We start from the raw sequence: 24,412 nt of genomic DNA, 5'->3' as shown, positions 1-24,412 counted from the left end.
AGTGCGTATTTTTTACGCACAAAAATTTAATTACATTGCGTATGCAGTACGCACAGTAAAAATAGACAGTAAAAAGTGAAATTCAATCACCCGGACTATGCATAAAATACTAAGCGCTTTGGTGTTCATGGCGGCCATCACCACGGCAATGGCTCAAACGCCCGACGAAAACAGGTTCGAAAAAGTAGTACTGACGCAAGGATTGAACGAACCGCTCGAGTTGGCGATCCTCCCCGACGAGCGCGTACTCGTGATCGAGCGACACGGATTGATCAAGTTGTATGAACCGAAAATAAAAAAGATCTCGGTGATCGCCACGATACCGGTGAGCACAAAGTACAATCCCGACGCGAAGGGCGTCCAGGCCGAAGCCGAAGATGGGCTATTGGGGTTAACCATCGACCCAGCCTTTGCAACCAACGGCTGGCTTTACTTGTATTACTCTCCCGCCGGAAAGAAACCGGTGAACGTTGTGGCGAGGTATAAAATGACGGGAAATCAAATTGATCTGGCGTCAAAGAAAGTGATACTGGAAGTGCCCGTTCAGCGCGACGAGTGTTGCCACACGGGCGGGTCGATGGACTGGGATGCTCAGGGCAACCTCTATTTGTCTACGGGCGACAACACGAGCCCGCGGGCATCCGATGGGTATGCACCGATCGATGAACGTGCGGGCAGAACGCCATTCGATGCACAACGATCGTCGGCCAATACAAACGACTTGCGGGGAAAAGTCTTGAGAATTCATCCCGAAGCGGCGGGGACATACACCGTCCCCGAGGGAAACCTTTTTGCAAAGGGAGCGGAGCTGACAAAGCCCGAGATCTATACCATGGGCCATCGGAATCCATACCGTATCGCTGTCGACAAGCACTCTGGCTATTTGTTCTGGGGCGACGTTGGTCCTGATTCCGGGAAAGACTCCACCGGGCTTGGGCCAACGGCTGAGGACGAATTCAACGTAGCAAAAGCACCGGGCAATTTTGGCTGGCCCTATTTTGTTGGCGACAACAAAGCGTACTGGGACTTTGACTTCGAGACAAAAAAATCAGGTGAGCAGTTTGTGGCAGACAAGCCCGTCAATAATTCTCCGAACAACACCGGTCTCAAAGAATTGCCGCCCGCACAAAAAGCCGCGATCTGGTACACGCCCGGTTCATCGAACCGGTTCCCATTGCTGGGCAGTGGCGGCCGCAGTGCCATGGCCGGTCCGGTCTATCACGCCGACGATTTTAAAAATGCAAAGCGCGCCTTTCCGGCATACTACGATAACAAGTGGTTTATCTATGAGTGGATGCGCGACTGGATCATCGTTGTTACCCTGAACGACAAAGGCAACTACTCCCGTATGGAGCGGTTTCTCCCGAATCTGAAACTCGACCACCCGATCGATATGGCCTTTGGTCCGAACGGCGATTTGTATTTGCTTGAGTATGGACAAGGCTGGTTCATGGGAAATCCGGAGTCGAAACTGGTGCGCATCGAATACAACGGAGGCAATCGCAAACCGGTTGTTGTTGCTTCGGCCAGCGCATCGGCAGGGGCAACGCCCTTGATGGTGACTTTCTCTTCCGAGGGCACGAAGGATTACGACAACGATACCCTTCGTTATGAATGGAAAATAACAAATGCACAAGGCGCCGCGGTGGCGACATTGACCGAGGCCAATGCTTCCTATGCGTTTAAAATCCCCGGCAATTATAAAGTAAAACTCAAAGTTACAGACACAAAAGGTCTGGCCGCTACAAAGGAGTTCGCTATCTCGGCGGGTAATGAGCCGCCGGTTGTATCGTTGTCGCTGGCGGGTAACAATCAATCCTTCTTCTTCCCCAATCAGAAGATCGCCTATGAAGTAAAAGTTTCTGACAAAGAAGACGGAAGTCTCGACGATAAAAGGATACCTGCGTCGAGCGTTCACATCACCGCCAACTACCAGGACGGAGAGGGCAGTCCGCAGCCTGCCGGACACCAGGAAGCACCCGTTACGTTTATGGCGGGCAAGAGTATCATGGCCCGGAGCGATTGCAAGGCGTGTCACTTTGAGAATAAGAAATCGATTGGCCCTGCTTTTCTTGACATCGCTACGAAATACAAACCGACAGCCGACAACATTAACTTGCTTTCCAACAAGGTCATCAAGGGCGGATCGGGAGTTTGGGGCGACGTGGCGATGGCGCCGCATCCCGACATCGGGTTGCCGGAAGCCAAGCAGATCGTTCAGTACATCCTCAGTCTTTCGAGTGTGAAGAAGCCGCAGCCAACACTGCCTGTGAAAGGAGAGGTCACGGTGAAAATCCCCGAGGGCGTCGATCCCACAAAGGGTGTGTACCGGATGTCGGCGTCATATAAGGACAAAGGATTTAACGGCGTGAAGGCCATTGCATCGGAGCAAACGATCACCCTCCGGAGCCCTACGATGTTGTTCGGGAATGCCGACGATGCATCGCCCAACATCATGCGCTTCAAAATGGGCGACAATAACCTTCTCATCGTGACGGCACCCAACACCTACGCGAGTTTCAAAAAGATCGACATGACCGGCGTAAAGAACTTGTATTTCACCGTGAACGCACCGGTGGAGCAATTGAATTCGATGGGCGGCATCATCGAGATCCACACCGGATCGGCCGACGGCCCTTTGATCGGACAAACGGAGTTCATTCAACCCTCGAATGAGCCCATTGCGATGATGAGCAAAAGCATGCCGGTCCCGCACCGTGTATCGGTGAACAGCAGTGGCTTTAACGACCTCTATTTTGTTTTCAAGAACGACAAGGCCACGGGTGCTTTATATATTCCGCTTTCCGTAACATTTTCCGCCGAGTAACAGACGGCTCATAACAACACATCAGCAATCAAAAAAAAACAAACCATGAACTACACACGCAGAGACTTTCTTTCGACCCTCGGCCTGGCATCGGCCGGTGTCGGTATGGCTACGATGTTTCCGTCGGCGCTTCAGGCAAAAGACACCGCTGCCGCAGCGCCGTTTACATTCGAGATCTCTTTGGCCGAGTTCTCTTATGCATCGGAATTGTACACCAGCAAGATGACCAACTTTGATTTTCCACAGCGGGCCGTCAACGATCATGGGATCAGCGTGCTGGAGTGGGTGTCTGGGTTCTTTAACAACAAACACACGGACAATGCTTACATGAAGGAACTGAAAAGCATGTGCGATGACTTGGGTGCCAAGAGTCACCTGATCATGGTCGATGGCGAGAACCTCGCGGCCGTCGATGCCGCCAAGCGACAGCATGCCGTTGAAAGTCATTATCCCTGGGTGGATGCGGCGAAGTTTCTGGGATGCACAAGCATACGGGTCAATCTCGGCGATGCCATGAGTGCCATGACGGGCAAAGGGGAGGAGGCGAGTGCACCGGATGCGGCGAAGGCGGCCGTTGAGGGTTATGGAAAGCTGCTGGAGTATGCCGGCAAAGCGGGCTTGAACGTGATCGTGGAAAACCACTTTGGGCATTCATCCAATCCTGAATGGCTGGTGGGGATCATGAAACAGCTCGGTGCTAAAAATAAAGGCTTGTTACCCGACTTCGGCAATTTCTGCATGGAAAGAACGAAAGCAGCATCGATGGATTTTAAGGCGTTGATGGCCACCAAATGTTTGAAAGAGTACGATAAGTATAAGGGTGTTGAGATGATGATGCCGTATTCCAAAGGTGTCAGTGCCAAGACCCATAAGTTTGCCAACGGCGAGGATCCTGAAACCGACTTTCACAAGATCTTCGGCATCATCAAGGCATCGGGTTGGACAGGCGGTTATGTGGGCATTGAATATGAAGGAGGCCTGCTCCGCGACTTTGGTGGCGACACTTCCTATTTGTCGAACGACGATGGGATAAAAGCTACGAAGGTATTGCTTGAGAAAGTGCGGGAGGAATTAAAGTAGCGAAGCTTCTTCGTTAATTTTGATTTTGGGAGACCCGAGCCGTCCCAATCAAAGTCCCCGGGACGGGAGACTTTGATTAGGACGGACGGACGACTCGTACTGTGTTTGCTGTTATTTTATTTAGGTCGGGTTGGGGGATCAATGATTTCATTGACGACAAAGCGCGTGAATGGGATTCAACCTCGTCAGGAGTCCTTCGGACGTATTGCTTCTTTCGCGCCGTGAACATTTTAGGTGACAACCTTCCCACTTTTCAGATGGGCTTTCCAATAACTTTAGCTTAATTTTAACTGACGGATTTGGAATAAACCCTCAATTTCATTTCTACTCACGTGCAACATGGATTAAAATCGGTCTCAACGGCTCGTCGTATTGCGTTATGGATTTGCATACTCTGGGCTCATGCATTGATCGGCCAGAAAGCCCATCTGCCCCAGGGCGATGGTGTTCGCTCTCCGGCCGAATTGGAAATAGACAGCTTAAAAACACTTTTGAAGGGCAGTACAGCTGCAGCCCGCAAAGTTGAGATCTACGACCAACTCTGCTTTGCCTATGCCAGCACACTGGGCGATGTCGCCGTAGCTCATCGCTATGCGGACAGCGTAAAGTGGGTAGCGGATCAATCCAGGGATCAGTCGGTGTTGGCAGCTTCCCATTATTGTTATGGCGTAGTCTCGCGTTATGAAGGGAAATATTCAGAAGCGCTCGATCATTTTCAGCATCAAGTTTCGTATTGCCATGCTTCCGGAGATTCTTCCCGGTTGGCCAATACCTTGTTCCAGGTGGCCGTCGTCCAGGAAGGCTTGGGGCGCTATGAGCAAAGCCTGGCCACCAGCTATAAGGCCCTCGCGATGTTCCAAAGAAATGACGTTCCTTTTGGCGTGGCCATCACGTTCATGCATATCGGGAATTTATTTGTCCGGCTTAAAAATTATGATAAGGCGATCGATATGTACCATCAGTCCTTGGGTATATTCGATAGTCTGAAGGCCGATCTGAAATGCAAGATGGGCAAACTGAGAGTGTTGATGAACCTGGGCAATGCCTGGGCGGAATTGAAACAACACGATAGAGCGCTGACGTTTTACAAAGAATCCCTGGTCATCAGTCATTCCCTGGGATCGAGACGAACCACGGGGACCGCACTGAGTAGTATCGGAGAAGTGCTGAATGCGTTGGGACAATATGACAGCGCGCTGCGGTATCATCAGCAAGCGTTATCCATACGCGAGCAAATGTCGCAGCGGGACAAGATATTATTAAGTCTGATCTGCGTGGGAGAAACGTATATGTTTTTAGGAATGTATCCTTTAGCGACGACACACCTCTTGCGTGCGCTTTCCTTGTCGAAGGAGTTCCATTCCAAGCCCGGTTTACGCGACACGTATCAGAAACTTTCGGTACTTTATTCAGACCAGCATAATTATGAAAAGGCCTATGCCTATCACCGGTTGTACATGGCGATGAAGGATAGTGTGCTGAATGAAGAGACCTCCAAGCAGTTCAGCGAACTTCAAACAAAATACGAGACCGGTGAAAAAGACAAACGGATCGCCCTGTTGGCCAAGGAGAAGGAAATTCAGCAGAAGGAATCACAGCAACAAGCGACGCTCAACAAGGCTTTTGCCGGTGGATTTGTGCTGGTACTATTGATTGCCGTTTTAGCGTTTTATATCTATCGCCAACGGGTGCTGCTCACGGCAAAGATCAACGAAGCGAAAGAAGCCCATTTCAAACGACAGGTAAGTGAAATGGAAATGAAGGCCCTTCGGGCGCAAATCAATCCCCACTTTTTGTTCAATTGCATGAACAGTATCAACGTCATGATCGGCAAAGGGGATACTGAAAATGCCAGCCTGTATTTGTCCAAGTTCTCAAAGCTTGTGCGGTTGATCCTTGAAAATGCCGGGGCGTCGGTGGTGACGCTTGAAAGCGAGATTGAATTGCTGGAGTCCTACATCCAGCTGGAGGAACTGCGCGCGCCGGGAAAGATCAGTCATTCGGTTTCGGTTGACAAATCCATTGATACCCAGTGCACGTATCTTCCCTCGATGGTCCTGCAGCCTTTTGTGGAGAACGCTATATGGCACGGGATCATGCATAAGGAATGCAAATCGAAAGGTTCTATTTCCATTGCCATCGAACCGCAGGAGGACGCGTTGTTTTGCACCATTGAAGACAATGGCATCGGGCGCGAGCGGGCGCAACAGCTCCGGGACGCTTCCTTACTACAGAAAAAATCTATGGGCATGAAGATCACGGAGCAACGGCTGCAGCTCTTGGGCAAACAGACCCATCATCACTATAGATATATCGATGTAGTGGATTTGAAAGATGCCGGTAACCGGCCATTGGGTACGCGTGTAACGGTCACTATCCCCATTTGCAATGATTGATGCCGTGCTCGTTGACGATGAAACTGCCGGGTTGGAGGCCCTTCAACTGGCTCTTGAGAAATATTGTCCTGACATCGCCATCAAAGGAATTTACGATAAACCCGAAGAGGCCCTGGCGGGCATCCGGAAGATCAACCCCGGCCTGGTCTTTTTGGATGTGCAAATGCCCCAGCTGTCGGGGTTTGATTTGCTGCAACAACTCTCTCCCATACATTTTGAAGTGATCTTTGTTTCTGCCCATGACCAGTATGCCATCAAAGCCATCCGGTTCAGTGCGCTTGATTACCTGCTGAAGCCCATTGATGTAGAGGATTTGATGCATGCCGTGAACCGCGTGAAGGAAAGACAAAACCATACGAGCAGTTCTTTTCAATTCCAATCGGTGCTCAACAACATTCAACTTAAATCAGGGAGGGTCGAAAAACTCGCGGTGCCGACATTGCAAGGTATTGACTTTTTTAATACGCAGGACATCCTCTATTGTAAAGCCGAGGGAAGCTATACGCAGATCGTTTTAAAAAATAATCAACAAGCGTTGGTCTGTAAAAACCTGAAAGACTTCGAAAGCCTGCTCGCCGAGTCGGGTTTTTTCAGAGTACACCACTCGTATATCATCAACCTTGCCCATGTAGAGAAATATGTGAAAGGAGAGGGAGGATATGTGGTGCTCACGGAGAACCATCACGTGGACGTTTCGCGCAGAAAAAAAGAAGAATTTCTGGGATTGCTGGACAAGCCCTAGTCTCTGAAGCTTGCGTTGTTAGCGCGATGCTATTTCAAGTTGCCCATCATCCGTTCATCACCGTCACCCATCCTTTACGTTCCCCATCACTTCCTCCACTTGCAAAGCCAAAGCAGCCAGTTATGAAGTGAGGTTCATCCACTTTCGCCTTTTCCGTTAGTTTAGTCTGAATGATCTGAGAGATCACATTTTTTTATCACCGCATGGTTGGGCGGTTGTTTTTCTGTACGTGCCGATCGGGCGACAATGGTGTAGGACCAGTGTGGTTGACGGGTCGGCACGTTAACTAAAGTACTTGATTTGGTGGAGTTAATCCGGAAGGGACCGGTGAAGGCTTCTGGATAAACTTTTTTTCGAAAGTCAAAAATCACGATTAGCCATGAACGCAAAAAAATGGGAATTGAAAAATATGCAGAGAAGAGTTTCTGTCATTTTACTTTGTGCACTGTTGGTGCATGTAAATAGTTGTCTGGAAGACAATAATCCTGAAGTACGGCTGCCTACATTGACTACCGTTGCTGTCGGCAGCATTACGTCGACCTCGGCTACCAGTGGTGGAGACATTACGGATGATGGCGGCGCTGAGGTGACCGGGCGTGGCATTTGTTGGAGCACAAGCGCGAACCCCACGGTTACAGATCCTAAAACTGCGGACGGAACGGGCACAGGCACTTTTGCAAGCTCGCTCACCGGGCTCACTCCAAATATAACCTACCACGTCCGGGCGTATGCCACGAACAAAGTTGGAACGGCCTACGGAAATGAGTTGTCTTTTACAACAGCCATTGTTTTTAGCGCACCCATCCTGCTGCCCACAACACCTGCTTCCTCCATTGGACTAACTTCCGCTTTGAGTGGCGGCATCGTATCCAGCGATGGTGGAGCGGGCGTTACCATGCATGGCGTGTGCTGGAGCGTGAACCACAATCCAACAACCGATGATGAGAAAACGATGGATGGACCCGGTACGGGAAGTTTTACAAGCACCATCAGCGGACTCATGGGCCACACCACGTATTATGTGCGCGCCTACGCCACGAATAACCTGGGTACGGGATATGGGACTGAAGTATCTTTTACGACGCAAGGTATTCATGGTCCGGTAGGTCTGGTCGATGCCGATGGGAATAGTTATGACAGCGTGGTGATCGGCTCGCAGATCTGGATGACGGAGAACCTGAAGACCACGCGATACAATGATGGAAGCGCCATTGCCTTCATCACCGATAGCCTGGCCTGGCTCGCCGATAAACTGGGTGCCTACACCTGGTACCATAATGACATCAGCTATGAGGGAACATACGGCGCGTTATACAATTGGTATGCCGTGAACACCGGGAAATTATGTCCCACCGATTGGCACGTGCCCACGGAGGACGAGTGGATCACTTTGGAAAATTACCTCATTGCCAATGGGTATAATTATGATGGTAGTACGAATGGCGACTGGAAAACCAATAATAAAATCGCAAAAGCATTGGCTGATCTTTCCACTTGGGAGCCCTCTGGTGATTTGGGTTCCCCCGGCAACACCGATTTTCAAAACAAAAGAAATGCAACCGGATTCAACGCTCGGGCTGGCGGCTTTAAAGATTTCTATGGTTCATTTGGTTTTTTTGTATCCCAGGGTCTCTGGTTCCGGTACGAGGGACTTAATGGCGCGTGGTGGAGTTCATCGGAAGAAGTTCCGGGCGCCATTTCCGCCTATTGGCACCAGATCAGTACCTACCAGCCGGGAGTTCTTCGCAGTCATAATGATAAATATTATGGGCTTTCGATTCGATGCGTGAAGAATTGAGCTGTTGAGCTATTGAGCAATCAAAGTCCCCGAGACGGGAGACTTTGATTGGGACGCCGATGCATCGTTCGAGGTGCCTTATGGCGTCATCAGACCTTATACCCTGATGACGGGGAAAGAAGATCGCTTTCACAGGGTATGCTCTCGACGTGTGTATCGGTTTTTATCCCCGGGATGGACAAACCGTGGGCTAAGCAACGCGTTAGATGCCTATAAAATTAATTAGTGCTTGGGAATGCAACTTAAGCAAAAAGGTAGCAATTGATGATCGAACCAGGCTGGATTGAAATGAATCGGCCCGTCTCTATTGACTTTGTATGATCATGATTTTTGTCATCACCGTGGCCGATGGTCCGGAAAGGTTTAGCAGGTATAGTCCTGGTACTTCGCACGTCAGCTGCATCCGGTCTTTTTCAATCGGGCGTTCTTCGATGACCTTGCCGGTGGTTGTGATCAGCGTGGCACGTTGAAATTTTCCGGCATAATGTTCGTCTATCATAATGGCACCCGTTGTCGGGTTGGGATAGAATAGACTGTTTAACAATACATTTTCTTTTTCGACTGCCGTTACGCGCTGGTCCGGAAGCACGTCGACATAGCGATTGGAAACGGTGTTGGTTGCTACCGGTGTGTTGAAATCAAAATAGATGTCGGCAGCATTGGTTACGTCGGTGTTGTCGGCGATATCCGGGAGCCCCTTGATGCGATACTTGATGTAGCCATGGCTGTGGGGCTCGTCGCGCGTGCTGTCCGGCAAGAGTATGTTTTTCAGGATGAAGGTTAGTGCGCGATCATCGAAGTAATATTGAAGCCGATGGCTTGAAGACAACACCTCTAGCGACGTGAGGTCAAGATGAGGATCAATCACGTCTCTTGCCCTGACGGTGAACGCGGTATCCGTACCGGTGTTTTGAAAGCGGATGGTGTACGTGAGAAAGGAGCCTTTCACAACATACTTTTCTTCCAGGATGCCTTCCGTTACAAGTTTGTCGTTTGGATCGAACGAGCCCGTCACGACCTGGTGCAGGGAGTCAATGTTGTCGTTTGTTTTTTCTTCGGAGGGTAGCGACGTTACCTGGGCCAGCGTGAACAAGGCTGTGTTCAAGGGGGTGCTTGCCGGCACCTGGAAGCTTACGTTTATTTTCTTTTCCTCAAAGGCGTTCAGGACGGGCAGGGTCCACGTCAGTGTTTGTTCGGCGTGCTGTTGAGGTGCCACCGAGCTTTCAACAAAGCTCAGTGTCTGATCGTAGTGCAGCGTGACTTCTGGTGTGATCTGTTGATTGCCCTTGTTCTTAACAGCGACCGTATAACTCGTCGTGAATCCCGGGCGGACGGCCAACCCGCTTACGGTGATGCCGGCGTCGTAAACGGTTTTTCGCTGAATGCCAATCTTAAAAATCTGGCTTGCTGCCGCTGGATATTGAAAGGTATAGTGTACCGGTGTGCTCCCCGCTTGCCAAAAATCACTCTGAACCCAGGTCATGGTCATTTCTCCTTCGCTGCCATGGAAGAGTAGCTCACCCGTTGACGTAGTAAAGGCGTAGACATTGCCCGGAGCGATGGCTATGCTTTGATTTGGAACGCCAGGTTCATCCTCTTGTTGAAGGCCATCGCCATTGAAATCTTCGAACACCAGACCATGCACCAGATTTTCTTCGCCTGGAAATATAAAACCCACTTGGTTAAAATCAATCGTCTCCGTTTTAAAGTCGTCGCTGTACTGGCGGGACAAATACCAAAGATTGCCATTCTTGTCGCTCTGGGGAAGCTGGGGAAACGTGTAGCCGTTGGGCATGGTGAGCAGATAAGAATCGGCGTCCTCATGCACAGCAATGGAGGCGGTGCCCATAAAAAACACTTTCCCAAAATCATCAGCGATCACGCTGCCGCGGGCTATACCCTTAAGAACGGGATCCACGACTTCCGAAAAAGCGTCGTCTTTTTTTCTTCGCTGGCGGATGGTGCCCGAATCATCGATCAGGAATATGGTATTCTCCCTGTCGATGGCTAGCGCGTATCCTAAAATATTTTCGTCGAGCTCCCAATGATCGCCCGCGAGTGAGTATACTCCACCGTTTCCGACAGCATAGTAGGTGCCATTATCGGTTTGATCAAAATCATAGATATAAGGATGCAGCGACTCATAGTCCATCGGTATGGTCGTCTCACCTTCCGGGGTGTATCGGATCAATGCATAGGGGAGGGGATCTTCTGAAAAGTAGTGATATACCCAGATGTCGGCCCCTACCTTCTTTTTGAGTGTGTATTGCTCTACAAAATTGCCGGTCCTGTTGGTGAAATATTGCCATGCTGCACCGCGCTTCACCGCCACGCCATTCTCGGTCTCGAACCAGCGATCGCCTGTAGACGAGAATAGAATGTTTTTGACCGTATCGCCATGGACTTCAGCCGCCGTGTACTGTAGTTCGAAGTCCGAGCCATTGTACCGGTAGGCTCCTCCGTATCCGCCGATCCACTGTTCGCCATCGTCGTCTATAAAGAGGCTGTTGCTGAAGTACGCCTTCTGCGGATCTAGGGTTACGGATGTTTTTTTAATCGTGTAGCGCTGCGCCTGAACGATACACGTGGATGAAATGCAGAGGATGACGAGGAGAGATCTTTTCAATACTGGCAGGTTTAGGGTTGGGAGACTAAGATAACTACTTTCGGGGAAAAACATAAAAAAGAAGCCAGAATCCGGAAGTTGGAATCGGTATTCAGTGCTAAGATGTTGTCTGTCCGTTAACTTTCTTTTGCCCTTCGAAAACTGCCTGGCTGGGGAGTGGCGTTTCGACTTCTTCTCGTGAGCCGTAAATGCTGCTATTCGTTTTTGTCAGCTTCCGCTTGATTCCTTTAATACGCTCTCGGCATACAACCATCCGAACTTTCGGATGTGGAGGTAGTTCATTTTTCCGGTGAGGTCAAGCCGTTTCAATAGATCATTGAGCGCTTTTGAGAACACGTCGTAAGTATCCATTTTTTCAGCGTCCAGGGGAAGTTGGTTTTCTTTGATATACTTTTTGTAAAACGCCAGGTGCTGATCACTGAAAATGGGAAACACTTCCGGCCGATGGAAATTACAATATACCGAAGCGAAATGAAGCAGGTGATAGGCGTGGCCCTGGAAGGTGGCGGTGGCAATGTCTTCTACCACCGATAGATCACCTTTTTTCAACCGCTCGTCAATAGCAAGGTTTAGGATGTGCGCGACCATATCGTTTATGATGCCATGGTTGCTGACGTCGGGATCGTTGATGGCGCTGACTTTTGTCAGGATGTGATCGGTTGTCGTGTTTAACGGAATAGTTTGAAAGAGCTCGAGATTTCGGTTGTCGCTCAGGAAGTACATTTCCTGGCGTGAAAATGTATCGAGGTATTTTTTTAAGGTTTCTTGAAATGACTTCATATGCGAATCCCTCATGTTGAATGATCCCGGGATCAAAACTTGTAACCTTTTTACTTCGTCCTCACCCCCGTCCGAGGCCCCGCTTTCAATCAGCCTCGGCAAAATTAAATGTATCGAATTCTTAGCCTTGGATTTTACTGGGTTAAGGGTTTAACGGTAAAATGCATGACATGTAACGGTTAAACCTACCCGGGCTTGTTTGACCTGCGGGGCTTCTGTCATGAACAATTCGAAGAGCGCACACTGTCGTTCTCTAAAATTTGGTATTTTAGTATATCGCCACCGGCGCCATGTCAATCGACAAATGCCGGCCCACCGTCTTTAATGCTTACCGGCCATGAAAGAAGAAACAACTGCCAAACTGGAGAACCTCACCACGTTGAGTAAAAAGGAATTGATCAAGAACGCCAAGATCTTTTCCAAACAATATCGGGTTGGTGATGGACAAGAATTTAAGCTGAAAGATTACAGCACAAAGCCAGGCGTTGACCTGGACGCCAGCGACAAGCCCTTGACAAAACAGGCGCTGCAATTAGGCGTAGACGCCCTCGCCGCCCTGCAGGAGACTTTGTACGCCCAGGACAAATGGTCGCTCCTGGTAATTTTTCAGGCCATGGACGCGGCCGGCAAAGATGGAGCCATCAAGCATGTGATGTCGGGCGTGAATCCGCAAGGCTGCCAGGTATCGTCGTTTAAGGCGCCAAGCGCTGAAGACCTTGACCATGATTTCCTGTGGCGTTGCCAGAGACACTTGCCGGAGCGTGGGCGCATCGGTATTTTCAACCGGTCCTATTATGAGGAAGTGCTGGTGGTGAGGGTTCACGAACAAATTTTAAAATCACAAAAACTTCCTGAGAAACTGGTTACGGACAACATTTGGAAAAGCCGTTTTAAGGACATCCGTAATTTTGAAAAATACCTGACCCGGAACGGCACCATCATCATCAAAATATTTCTTCATGTGTCGAAAGACGAGCAGAAAAAGAGATTCATCGAACGGGTCGAGGATCCGGATAAGAATTGGAAGTTTAGTGCCAGCGACGCGCGCGAGCGCAGCTACTGGGACGACTATATGAATGCCTATGACGAGATGATCCAGAAAACCTCAACGGAAGATTCTCCCTGGTATGTGGTGCCCGCCGACAATAAGGCTTATGCACGCATTGCCGTTGCCTCGGCCATCATTCATGCCTTGGACAAAATGAAGTTGGAATACCCGAAGGTGAGCAAAGAAAAGATAGCCGAGCTGGACGGGATTAAAAAAGCATTACTTGCCGAATAGATTCTGAAGAAGCATTACGCGCCACACAACACCTTCAGTCAAGACTTTGCCTATACGCTTCGCGCTGTTTCCGTAGGGATCGGTCTTTCCTGCCGATTAGTTTAGCCACTCCGTACTGCGAACATCCGGTTTGGGATGGTTATTGTCCCTGGGCCGGGCCTCCGTGTCAGGGGAAATTTGTAATTTAGATGAGCTGCCGCGGAAGCAGACCCTCATGATTTTACCCCGACCGGCCATATTGCTTTTTCTATGCTGGATGGTAATGGCCGGCCAGTCGACCGCTCTTGGGCAGGAAATGAGTGATGGCATCCTGGCGCAGAAAATCCAGTCGTTGAAAAATGACAGCCTGGACGCGTTGCTGCACAAACTCTATCTGCATGAAGTCAGCATGCCCTTGGAGAAGAGCATCCCACATGCAAAGCACATCCTGGAAATAGCAAAGCGAACTCACAACAGCGAAGCGATTGCAAAGGTCTACAGCAATGTGGGGCAACTTTATTTGGATCATCAAAAACTTGCGGAAGCTTTTGAGAATTTTAAGATCTCCTATATCCTCTCGCAGTCGGAAAACGTGGCGACAAAAGCCTGGGTTGTTCTTCATATAGCGCATTTTTATTTCAACATCGATCTATTGCCTGAGGCGGAGAAGAAAACCATAGAATCGATAACATGGCTTCGGCAATTGGATAAGAAGGAGCTGCTGTTCGCCACAACCTACTTCCTTTCCATGATCTATTATCGCGAGAATAAATTTGATTCCGCGCTTCATGCGTCGAAGGAAGTGATCTCTCTTTTTAAAGCGATCAAGCATCCCGGCAGGCAAGACACCACGGAGTTCATTAGTGCCCACAATACCGTCGGTCTTTGCTATTTTTTCAGGGGAGATTACGACGAAGCGTTGAATTGGTATAAGGAAGTAGTAAACCTGTCGCGGGTTTTAAACATGAAAGTGTGGGAGGGAATCGCGAGTGGAAGCCGCGGGAAACTGTATTTAAAATTGGGTTATTTGGAAAAGGCGCTGGAAGAGACCCGGAATGAGCTGGCGATCTCCAAGGAATCGAAAGAGTGGTCCGACGCCTGCAATTCCGCCGTTTCCATGGGGAAGATTTTGACGTTGATGAAGCGATATCCGGAAGCAGAACGCTACATGGATTCAGCAAAAAATTTATTGCCGCATAGCAAAGAGATCAGATTCAAATTCACCTATTACGAAGAGCGGGCAGAACTTTCAAGGGCCGAGGGAAAATTCAAAGATGCGTTTGAAGTTTTGCGGAAATTGGACAGGGAGAAGGATTCTGTGAATGAGCAGAATGAAATAGCCAATGTCAAGCGCGGTGCGGCCAAACAGGAAATAGAAAAGCGGGATACGGAAATTGAATTGCTCCAGGCTAAAAATGAAATCTTAGCGTTGGAGGCCGGACGCAGCAATTTGCTTGGCAAAGTGCTCATCGGCTCCATAGTAACATTTGTTTTCCTGATGGCGATCGTATACAAAGCGTATCGGAATAAGCAATTGTCCAACACACAGCTCATGGCCAAGAATGAAGTCATCGAGAAGCACGAGAAGGAATTGGTGGTTTCGTTGGAGAATCTCAAAATTGCCCAGGCCCACCTGGTGCAGTCGGAAAAAATGGCGTCGCTGGGTCAACTGACGGCGGGCATTGCGCACGAGATCAATAACCCGTTGAATTTCATTCTGGGTGGCGTGGAGGCTGTTGGCGATGAGATCCAGGACTTAAAAGTATTGGCAAAAAATCCTTCCAGCCAGGCAGAAGATTTTGAGGCATCTGAAAAGAATATTGGAGCGCTTTTAGAGACGGTAAAGAATGGTGTCCATCGTATCAACAAAATTATTGACAGCCTGCTTTTTTTCTCGGCCCCTCAGCCCTACAGCCACGAGAAAGTTGATATTCATAGTACGCTGGAGGCAACGCTGACCATTATGAACAACAAGATCAAGGAAGCACAGATCCAGGTTATGAAGGTCTATGGTGATGTGCCCCCCGTTCCGGCGAGCCCCGTTCAACTCAGCCAGGTGTTTCTCAATATTATCGACAACGCCGTTTACGCTTTAAAAAAAATCGAAGGGCAGCGAAATTTGATCATCACCACGACCCTGCAAGAGAAAAAATTGAAAATAAGTTTCTCCGACAACGGTATCGGGATACCCGACAAGGTCGTGGGAAATATCATGGACCCTTTTTTTACAACCAAAGAAGTGGGTAAGGGCACGGGTCTTGGCTTGTCGATCAGTTTGGGGATCATCCACAACCACAGTGGCTCGTTGCAAGTATTTAGCAAAGAAGGAAAAGGTGCCGAGTTTGTTATTTACCTCCCGCTAAACGGCTTTGATGAACAAGTTTTCCAAAGACCGCTAACGCCTCGTTGAAAACAACTTTATCTACTTTGCAGCAAATAGCCATCATTTAGCGCAAAAAAAGAGGAGACCTTTCAAAATAACCCTCACTAAAATTGCGGTATAAAAAGAGAAAAAAAGCCGGTTTAGATTCACGCACGAGCTGGTAAGCGAAAAGCAAAAGTGCACTAAGACTACTGGCTACTGACTACTGGCTCCTGATCCTGGCTCCCAAGTGAACCCACTCCCCATCGTACCCCATGTTCGCCATCTTCACAGCTATTGTAAAATCCCTCTGCATTTCCTATATTGGTTGCATATACAACTAATTTGCAGAAATGACCCCTGAGTCTCTCCAAACGAATATTATTTTTCTCTGTGGCGATTTTGCCCACGTGTTTCACCAGGCCATGACGCGGGCGTTCAGAGCCCATCGGATTCCCGTGACGATAGAGCAATTTTCCATCCTGGCAGTGCTGTTTTATCAGAACGGGATCAATCAAAAGGAGATCGGAACGCTGCTGGGTCGCGATAAGACAACGATGACCCGGATCATTTCGAATATGGTGAAGAATAAATTGATCCGCCGGATAACCGACAAGCGCGACGGCCGTGGGAAGCTGATCTACCTGACAGGAAAAGGAGAAGCCATTCAAAAGAAAGCGGTCGGGGTGTCGGGGAAATTGTACCTGAAGGTCGTCAAAGATATTCATGAAAAGGAACTCGTCCAGGGCATGACCCTGGTTTCCAAAATGATAAAGAACGTTCACGCATCCCTCTAAAAATTGCAAGCCTATGAAAACTTTAAAATTCTTTCTTTTATGGATGGTGATGACCGTTGTGATGGTCATTACCTGGTCTGTTGGCGCATGGGTCGGAAATGCCGTCACCCAAACGGTGCCGCCACCCGTTGACGATCCTGCTTCGGTGGGATTGTCTGTGCTGCTGGTCTGTCTGATCAATTCCCTTCTTTGGAGCATCCTCTTTTGGTCGACGCGCTTTTTTGTTGGTCAGCTTAAAGCGATCTCCATACTCCTGTATTTATTCGGGACGCAGTTCTTTCTCATGCAAATGGAGACCTTTTTCTTTTCGGCAAGTCTTGGTATTTCCCCGGGCCAGGTTATCAGTATTTTGCTGGCAGGATTGGTCATGGTGCTGGGCACCGGCGCGACCGGGTTGGGTTTGACCCGGAAATTAGCACCGAAGGAAACTACAATGCCTTTTAAGGTTGAAGTGCGCAGCTGGCGGTGGATGGTCGTTCCCATGCTGGTGATGAGTGTGATCGTTTATCCGTTGTTGTATGAGACCTTCGGATATTACGTTGCCTGGCAAAACGAACACCTGCGCCTTTTCTATTCGCATTCAACCGAACTGAAGTCTTTTCTTTCGCAGTGGCCTGGCTTTTTTTCGGAAGGAATTTATTTCTTTCAGGTCTTACGCGGCGTTATCTGGGTAGCCATTTCCATACCGGTCGTACTGCTGCTCGGCCAGAACAGGATCGGCCAATACGTCTTGATGGGATTGCTGTCTGCCTTGCCGGCGATACAGCTTTTTATTCCGAATCCGTATATGCCCGCCGATATTGCCATGACCCATTTTTTTGAAACCTTTTCTTCTGATTTTATCTGGGGCCTGTTGATCGTGTATGTGACAAACCGATCGACTGCTGAAAGGAAGATCGTGTCTGCGATGGCTGAGCCGGTAGCCCAGGCGTGATAGAAATAAGACAATGATCGAGTCCGGTCAATGACCCTAAAGCGTCCTTTGATTGTTGACGCACTGCGCATAGCGTCGGATCCGGTAAGCCGGTGCGGTTAGCTTGCGCTTTACCTTTCCTAAATAAAACGTACCGTTCGCTCATTCAGTAAAGAGTGGCGTCACCATTACCTAAGTCGAAACCGCCGGTTTCTTTTTTGCTGTTGGCGCATGATCGATGCAACTGTACCTTACAGCCTACACTTCGTCAAGGTAGTCAACTGTTAAGAACAAGTTCAGCATATGGTGACGCATAAAATCAAAAGGCATTTGGCATTTTTGTGGCTGTTGAGCATCCTGCTTTTTGTAGCCTGCGAAAAAGACGGCAATGACCCGGTCCCTGGTCCCGGTCCCGGTTGTGATACCTGTGGTAATCCCCCTCCGAACGGTGGACAAAATGAAAGCAAAGTAGTGGCACAACTCAGCACGGGTCACGTACACAGCCTGGTGTTGAGGGGTGATACCGTTTGGGGAACCGGGTATAATGTTCAGGGTCAATTGGGAGCCGCCACACCGGATAGGACAAAGGAACCCGTGAGCACGCTGTATGGTATGAAGGCTATTTCCGCACGCTATACGCACAGTCTTTTTTTGAAAGTCGACAATAGCCTTTGGGGTAGCGGCAATAACGGCCATGGCGAAATGGGTGACGGCACGACCACCGACCGGCTAACGCCGGTAAAAGTAATGGATGATGTAAAACGGTTTGAAGCCGGATTCTATCGCAGTTTTATTATAAAAACGGATCAGACCCTTTGGGCGACCGGTAACCTGGACCACTCCGGTCTGATCAGCAGCAACGATGTCAAAACGCCGGTGGAGATAGAAGATAGTGTGCTGTCGGTTTCCTCGGGAACAAATCATACCCTGCTATTAAGAACGGACAGTACCCTTTGGGTGTGGGGTGGGAATGCCTTTGGCGAATTGGGCGATGGAACATTTGAGAATAGAACAAAGCCCGTGAAAATTATGGACCATGTAAAGACGATGGCAGCCGGTTTCCGGTGCAGCTACGTCGTAAAAGCGGATAATACGCTCTGGGCCTGTGGGATAAATCAATACGGAAAACTGGGCGACGGCAGCACGACCGACAAGTCAGCCTTTGTTAAAATTATGGACGATGTGAAGATGGCTGCTGCGGGCACCGAACATGTGCTCTTTCTGAAAACCGACGGTACGGTGTGGGCTTGTGGGTGGAACAACTATGGGCAATTAGGTGACGGCACCCGGACAGATCGCCCAACACCTGTAAAAGTAATGGAGGGCATTAGGCTGATTGCTGCCGGGTCGCACCGCAGTCTGATCGTGAAGGAGGATAATACCGTATGGGGCTGTGGATCCGGCGCCAATGGAGAGTTTGGAATTGGGATAACGAATTTCGAGTTGTCATTCAAAAAAATGTTACTGCCCTAAAACCCCGGTGTGCTGGCGCGGCAGTGGTTTGTAGGGAGATGCATTTCAGGAACAATCACCAAGAGCAGCGCTCATGTGAACGATTAGTCAAAACTTTCAACGCGACATAAACATCCACCGATGCCCCTCCAGATCTTCAGCCCGGTAACGCGTGCCCGGCCCACCCGTTTCAAGGGGTGATAGAATGGCTGCTCCGTTTGCCTTCGCATGTTGAAAATGTGCCGCCACATCGTCGACCATCACCAACACGCCGTCGATCACATAAGGGACTTCATGCCATTTAGCGGCCTGCTTGCAAATTTCACGATGATGACGCGGACTTTGATAGTCGGGTGTGGGCGATGCCAGCATGATCATGCTTTCGCCCATCGCGATCTCACCGTGCGACAACCGGCCGCTGTCATCGAGCCATCGGGTTTTTTCGGTGAATTGGAATACGTGGCAAAGCCACTCGATCGCCGCCGCGCCGTCTTCGTATGACAGCATGGGAATGATCACTTGGGAAGATTGGGACATAGGGCGTCAATTTTTGATCTTAAGATTCCGGGAGCGCCGGCAAATTCGGCATGCTTCAAGTTAGTGCAAAATTTTTTAACGCAGACGGGCTGTATATCCCACGATTGATGGGATTTGTTGAAGTGAACTGTAAAAACATAGCTATGGACTTGCAGGCAACACGAAAATGAAAAGTGTTGCCCGCGGTCGTTCAGGTCACCGACTTAGTTGCCCGCCTTTGGTGCCGTTTGCAGGGTTTGCAAAACCTGGTCGAGACTAAAGCTTCCAACCTTCTGGCTTGGAGGAAACTCCCTGAAGGTGGCCAGGAAATTGCCCACATATTGTTGTGCAGGTACCAAAAGGAAAAGTCTGTCTGCTCTCCATTTGTCGTACCCCATCGTATGGTTGTCCGCGCTTTCAAACGGGTCGGAGCGCAGGTTAAATATTTTGGGCAGTCGCAGTGGTACAAACGGATCTTGCCAGACGTCCATGCCATGCGCGCGTTGTTCGGCAAAAACTACTTTCCAGTTGTTATAGCGCAGCGCCACTAGCGACCCATCGTCGTTGAAATAAAAAAACTCCTTGCGTGGACTGGGGGCCTTGCCGGCCAGGGCGTCGGTGATGTTGTAGCCATCCAGGTGTACCTTGAAAGTTTTGTTACCCACTTTCATTCCTTTCAGCAACTGCTCTTTCACATCGGGCACACCGGCCGCCGCCAAGAGCGTGGGGAGCATGTCTTCATGGGCAAAAATGTCGTTGAGTACCGTGCCCGGTTTGATCACGCCAGGCCAGCGAATGGCCGTAGGCACGCGGTAGCCCCCTTCCCAGTTTGTGTTCTTTTCGCCACGGAAAGGCGTCGTGCCGCCGTCGGGCCACGTGAAGGCTTCCGCTCCGTTGTCGGTAGAGTACATCACGATGGTGTTTTCTTCCAGCCCAAGTTGCTTGAGCATTGCCAGCAGCTCTCCCACGTGAGCATCATGTTCGACCATGCCGTCCGGATAAGTGCCTAAGCCGGTCTTGCCGTCACTTTCTTTCTTGAGGTGTGTGAACACGTGCATGCGGGTGGAGTTGAACCAAAGAAAAAAGGGCTTGTCGGCCTTCTTCGATTCCTCCATAAATCGAAGGGCCTCTTTTGTTACCTCGTCGTCTATGGTCTCCATTCTCTTTTTGGTGAGCGGCCCGGTCTTCTCGATCTTTTGTGTGCCGTCCGCGTTGGCCCACGTGTGAAGTACACCGCGCGTGCCAAATTCCTTGATCAGGGCGGGGTCTTTATAGTAGTCTGGATTCTCGGGTTCTTCTTCTGCGTTGAGGTGATAGAGCGAACCAAAGAATTCATCAAATCCGTGGGCGGTCGGCAAGTGCTCGTCGAGATCACCCAAATGGTTTTTGCCGAACTGACCGGTTTTATAGCCTTGCCCTTTCAACAGTTCGGCTATCGTAACATCTCTTGCTTTTAGTCCTTCCTTCGCGCCTGGAAGTCCCACCTTGAGCATGCCCGTTCTAAAACCTACTTGTCCCGTGATGAAACATGCCCGGCCGGCGGTGCAACTTTGTTGACCATACCAATCGGTGAAAAGTGCACCTTCCTTGGCGATGCGATCGATATTAGGGGTCTTGTAACCCATCATGCCTTGATTGTAGGCACTGACATTCCAAAGTCCAATGTCGTCGCCCCAAATAATCAGGATGTTAGGTTTCTTTTGCTGTGCCAGCGCAAAGCATGAAACTATCAGAAGCAGGGCTGTGAGTAGAAAGTTGTTTGTTTTCATTGTTTTAAGTTGATGTGGAAAACTATGATGGCGAGAAGATGTTCCTGTAATTTTTTTGTTGACGTATAAAAAATTAATGGGCACTCGTAAGGCCCTGCGGATTTCTTAGATCCTCGACAAAGCTTTTCTTGCGAACGTCATAGATCTGAATGTGATCCATGTACTGATAGTCTGTGAATGAAAAGTCGGTGTTGATGATGACACCGGTGATGATAACAATGTACTTCGCATGCTCCAGGCTGACATCCAGCACATGCGCGCTGATTTGCTTCTCTGCAGAAAGCGACGTTATGCGGGTCAGTTCGATGATCGGAATCTCGGCATCGAGAATCTCGCTCTTATAGCGGAGTGCCAGTTCTGCAATTTTGCCGCCCTGGTAGTCATCTTCCGAGAGGTCGGCTTTGAGTGTTCCGGCCTGTAGTTTGCCCAGCGTTCCCATCAGCGCGCCACAGCATGAACTGGCTTCGGGCTGTTCGTGCCTTAGCACAAAACCCCAGCCTTTCTTTTCGGAATAGCCGATGTGCGGCTCAACCAGCAGCACCAACGTGCCGCTGTCGGGGATGTGATGGGCGAAGGCGTCGAGGCCGGAGATGCCCGTGAAGGGCAAGCCTGCGAGCCCGCCGAGATGAAAGGGTCCTTTTATTTCGGGGTGGAAGTGAAAATTTTTTGTGTAGATGATGTCATCCACGCAGGTGGACGCGCCAAGCAGAATCTTGTCGGGTTCGATTTTATATTTTTTTTGAAGATAGTGGATGAGGGAGTCTGAGAATTCATGACCGGGAATGGCGCCTGGAAAATCCTTCCTTATGGCTTCCTCTGTTTTGGCAGGGGCATTGGGAAGAAAGGGAGGCGCCGTTGCCACGGTATTAGGTTCGATTTTTCCGCAAGAAGAGAGCGCAAGGACAAGGGGCAAGAGCGAAATAAAGTAAGGGGTGTTCATGGCAAATGATTTGAGGGATAGCATTATTTTTCAGCCCATGAATAATGATGTACCTATTTCTTTCTTCCGAAATGATAGCCAACGGTAAATTGATAGCGATAGCCAAACGACCAGGTGTCTAATTTGCCCGAGGATGTGGCTTCCTTGTTGGAAATGGCGTCGTCGAGAAATGGAAAGCGATCCAGCAGGTCGAGGATGATTTCGTTCTCGATGTCGTCCTTGTTAAAGGTGTAGTCGCCACCAATGTTGAGCGTGTATTTATAATGAGAGACCGACGGACCCACAAAGGCGAGATCGATTGTCCACCGGTTATGAATGACGAATTGATAACCCAATTGTATGCCGACGTTCAGGATGGAAAACTTTGTGTCCAGGTCGGCTTGTTCGATTGTTCCATCGTTGTCGACTTCAATGATCCGTTCGTTGCCAAAATGGTGATAGGTAAAATAGGGCCCGATGTATACGCCGTGCGGCGCATCATATTTGTTTTCTTTTTTTAAATAAAAACGGTAGTCCATGCCGAACTTAAAACCGTTCTTTTTTAGGTCATCTTTTACGCCAACATTCTGTGCGAAGGTTGTCACTTTTGGAAACTCCTGGTAGCCGGCGGAGAGCACCAGTGATTGGTTTGGTTTTGTGATCCGCTCATAGCTGAGGATGAAGGCATTTCTGTAGAGGAAGCGCGACGTGAGGTCTATCTTAATGGTATTTTTCCGCTGGGGCGAAGGGTTTTGGGCGTCAACACGGCCAACCGCGATCAGGCATAGGATGGTGATGATGATTTGTTTCATATTTTTTTATCGGCTCGGCGCGGGCTGTGTTGCTTTCAGTTCTTCTTCAAACTCGATGGCGCGCTCCAGATAGACTCTCTCCAGCTTGATGTGCGATACGAATGCGGAGTATGCCATGGTAGCCGCCAGTCTCCGGAGGTCGGATGCCCAGACGGGCAGATAGGTGGGAGGGTAAAGCCACCCACTTTCAAAGTGGGGTGCCAGGCGCAAGGCATCGCCCATGGTGAGTCTTCCCGCGAACAGATTCCGGATAAGGTCCGGACGGTTGTCGCGAATGGCTACGCGCATGAACGTGTGGACTTCGATCAGCCCCTGTAAGTAGACGGCGTCTTTTGTAAAAACAATGCCACCTTTCATGTCTCCGCCGCGGAATATCCGTTGTGCCGATCGCACCGACTCTTCTTCGGATTGACCGGCATCCAAAAAGAATTTAAAGACCTCTATAAAGTTCGCTCCATCCAACGCCTGCTTCACGGCCAGTACGCGAAGGGCTATGCGGCGGAGGCGGTTGATGTCCATGGCATTGGTCATGAGCTCGGCCATCACGGCGAGACCTTCCTGTGTGCGGGTCGTGCGCGGGGCGCCGAGGCTCAGGGATTTGAGGTTGGCTTGCTTCTGGCCGTTGAGCACGGTGGCGGTGTGAACATAGGCCTCATGAAAAAGAAGCTGGTCTTTGTCCAGTTGCGAGAATAGCGCGCTGCCCCGAACGCGTATCCGGCTGGCACCGGCAAGCGCTTTTGACGACAGGCGTTTGTCTACGACAACCTCTACCGTGTCCTTGTCAAAGAACTCGTCCACTTCGGCTTTCAACCAGCCGGCAAAATCGTCGGCTGAGATGTCGGTGGGTGTTGGCGGGAGATTGACATTGCCGAGAAGGGCGTCGGTCACTTCCAGAAAAAAATTGGCGCCGTCTACCGCACTCATGCCTTGGAGTTTGTAGACGGTGTCGGGGCGGCCATAGATCTTGGTGGCGTAGGTGGTGAAATCGGGTGTGCCGACGGCGCTGAGCATGCGCGCGGCGTAGCCATAACTTTGTGCTGTTTCGGCCAGGAATTTTTCCACGGGATCATCCAGATCACAGCGGCTTTCAATGTCTTCCAGGGTTGAAATGCTGTCATCGTAATCATGTCGCTCCAATGTTATCTCCGGTAACGTGGGATTGCCCCTGTGCCAGGTCTCCAGGAATTTCTCTTCAGCGCCCAGCGGCCACTGCAAGGCCTGAAGCACCTTTATCTTTTTTGACGCCCGCATCAGGGCGACATCGAGGGTTTCAATTTTTTTTGTGTCCATTGCCGGGTGGATTTTGGTCGTTTTGATGTTGGGCCAATGGCGTGATCGCGTGCTTCAACTTTGTCAGTGGTT

Annotated in this window: 17 protein-coding genes; 10 read left to right on the top strand and 7 right to left on the bottom strand. The window is 49.8% G+C overall.

Going from position 1 to position 24,412, the window contains the following annotated elements:
• Positions 1-97: 97 nt before the first annotated feature.
• The 5 genes from D4L85_RS33335 (at position 98) to D4L85_RS33315 (ending at position 8,843) form a co-directional block, all read left to right on the top strand.
• Complete coding sequence (locus D4L85_RS33335) at positions 98-2,827, top strand: PQQ-dependent sugar dehydrogenase (RefSeq protein WP_119758423.1); 2,730 nt, start codon at positions 98-100, stop codon at positions 2,825-2,827.
• 45 nt (positions 2,828-2,872) lie between these two features.
• Positions 2,873-3,907 carry a sugar phosphate isomerase/epimerase family protein gene (locus D4L85_RS33330; protein WP_119758422.1) on the top strand — a complete coding sequence of 345 codons (1,035 nt, stop codon included), beginning with the start codon at positions 2,873-2,875 and terminating at the stop codon, positions 3,905-3,907.
• Positions 3,908-4,398: 491 nt separating this feature from the next.
• Complete coding sequence (locus tag D4L85_RS33325; protein ID WP_160144175.1) at positions 4,399-6,303, top strand: tetratricopeptide repeat-containing sensor histidine kinase; 1,905 nt, start codon at positions 4,399-4,401, stop codon at positions 6,301-6,303.
• Positions 6,296-7,045 carry a LytR/AlgR family response regulator transcription factor gene (locus tag D4L85_RS33320; protein ID WP_119758420.1) on the top strand — a complete coding sequence of 250 codons (750 nt, stop codon included), beginning with the start codon at positions 6,296-6,298 and terminating at the stop codon, positions 7,043-7,045. The genes D4L85_RS33325 and D4L85_RS33320 overlap by 8 nt, the downstream gene beginning before the upstream one ends.
• Positions 7,046-7,424: 379 nt before the next feature.
• On the top strand, positions 7,425-8,843 hold the full coding sequence (locus tag D4L85_RS33315) for a fibrobacter succinogenes major paralogous domain-containing protein (protein WP_119758419.1): 1,419 nt from the start codon (positions 7,425-7,427) through the stop codon (positions 8,841-8,843).
• 304 nt (positions 8,844-9,147) lie between these two features.
• Here D4L85_RS33315 and D4L85_RS33310 read toward each other — a convergent pair whose 3' ends face one another.
• Together D4L85_RS33310 and D4L85_RS33305 are read right to left on the bottom strand one after the other, a co-directional pair.
• The gene (locus D4L85_RS33310; protein WP_160144174.1) at positions 9,148-11,469 is read right to left on the bottom strand and encodes a T9SS type A sorting domain-containing protein; all 2,322 of its coding nucleotides are present in this window, start codon (positions 11,467-11,469) and stop codon (positions 9,148-9,150) included.
• Positions 11,470-11,676: 207 nt separating this feature from the next.
• Positions 11,677-12,249 carry a hypothetical protein gene (locus D4L85_RS33305; protein ID WP_119758417.1) on the bottom strand — a complete coding sequence of 191 codons (573 nt, stop codon included), beginning with the start codon at positions 12,247-12,249 and terminating at the stop codon, positions 11,677-11,679.
• 337 nt (positions 12,250-12,586) lie between these two features.
• Here D4L85_RS33305 and D4L85_RS33300 point away from each other — a divergent pair, with 337 nt between their 5' ends.
• The 5 genes from D4L85_RS33300 to D4L85_RS33280 all read left to right on the top strand — a co-directional run bounded on the left by D4L85_RS33300 (position 12,587) and on the right by D4L85_RS33280 (position 19,055).
• Positions 12,587-13,531 (top strand): polyphosphate kinase 2 family protein, encoded by a 945-nt coding sequence (locus D4L85_RS33300; protein ID WP_119758416.1) that lies wholly within the window; start codon positions 12,587-12,589, stop codon positions 13,529-13,531.
• 214 nt (positions 13,532-13,745) lie between these two features.
• A complete protein-coding gene (locus tag D4L85_RS33295; RefSeq protein WP_119758415.1) occupies positions 13,746-15,920 on the top strand; it encodes a tetratricopeptide repeat-containing sensor histidine kinase in 2,175 nt (724 codons plus the stop codon).
• Between the two features lie 305 nt (positions 15,921-16,225).
• Positions 16,226-16,669: a MarR family winged helix-turn-helix transcriptional regulator gene (locus D4L85_RS33290; protein WP_119758414.1), complete on the top strand. Its 444-nt coding sequence runs from the start codon at positions 16,226-16,228 to the stop codon at positions 16,667-16,669.
• A 13-nt stretch (positions 16,670-16,682) separates the two neighbouring features.
• A complete protein-coding gene (locus tag D4L85_RS33285; protein ID WP_160144173.1) occupies positions 16,683-17,603 on the top strand; it encodes a hypothetical protein in 921 nt (306 codons plus the stop codon).
• A 309-nt stretch (positions 17,604-17,912) separates the two neighbouring features.
• On the top strand, positions 17,913-19,055 hold the full coding sequence (locus tag D4L85_RS33280) for an RCC1 domain-containing protein (RefSeq protein ID WP_160144172.1): 1,143 nt from the start codon (positions 17,913-17,915) through the stop codon (positions 19,053-19,055).
• A gap of 96 nt (positions 19,056-19,151) precedes the next feature.
• Here D4L85_RS33280 and D4L85_RS33275 read toward each other — a convergent pair whose 3' ends face one another.
• From D4L85_RS33275 to D4L85_RS33255, 5 genes are all read right to left on the bottom strand, one after another.
• Entirely contained in the window at positions 19,152-19,571 is a 420-nt protein-coding gene (locus D4L85_RS33275) for a VOC family protein (RefSeq protein WP_119758411.1), read from the bottom strand.
• 203 nt (positions 19,572-19,774) lie between these two features.
• Positions 19,775-21,319 (bottom strand): arylsulfatase, encoded by a 1,545-nt coding sequence (locus D4L85_RS33270; RefSeq protein ID WP_119758410.1) that lies wholly within the window; start codon positions 21,317-21,319, stop codon positions 19,775-19,777.
• A gap of 73 nt (positions 21,320-21,392) precedes the next feature.
• On the bottom strand, positions 21,393-22,259 hold the full coding sequence (locus tag D4L85_RS33265; RefSeq protein ID WP_160144171.1) for a hypothetical protein: 867 nt from the start codon (positions 22,257-22,259) through the stop codon (positions 21,393-21,395).
• Between the two features lie 53 nt (positions 22,260-22,312).
• A complete protein-coding gene (locus D4L85_RS33260) occupies positions 22,313-23,050 on the bottom strand; it encodes a DUF3575 domain-containing protein (protein ID WP_119758408.1) in 738 nt (245 codons plus the stop codon).
• A gap of 6 nt (positions 23,051-23,056) precedes the next feature.
• Positions 23,057-24,340 (bottom strand): flavohemoglobin expression-modulating QEGLA motif protein, encoded by a 1,284-nt coding sequence (locus tag D4L85_RS33255; protein WP_119758407.1) that lies wholly within the window; start codon positions 24,338-24,340, stop codon positions 23,057-23,059.
• Positions 24,341-24,412 lie beyond the last annotated feature (72 nt).

It is taken from the genome of Chryseolinea soli (assembly GCF_003589925.1).
In the GTDB taxonomy this organism is placed as follows: domain Bacteria; phylum Bacteroidota; class Bacteroidia; order Cytophagales; family Cyclobacteriaceae; genus Chryseolinea; species Chryseolinea soli.
This window is presented reverse-complemented; position numbering and strand designations above follow the sequence as displayed.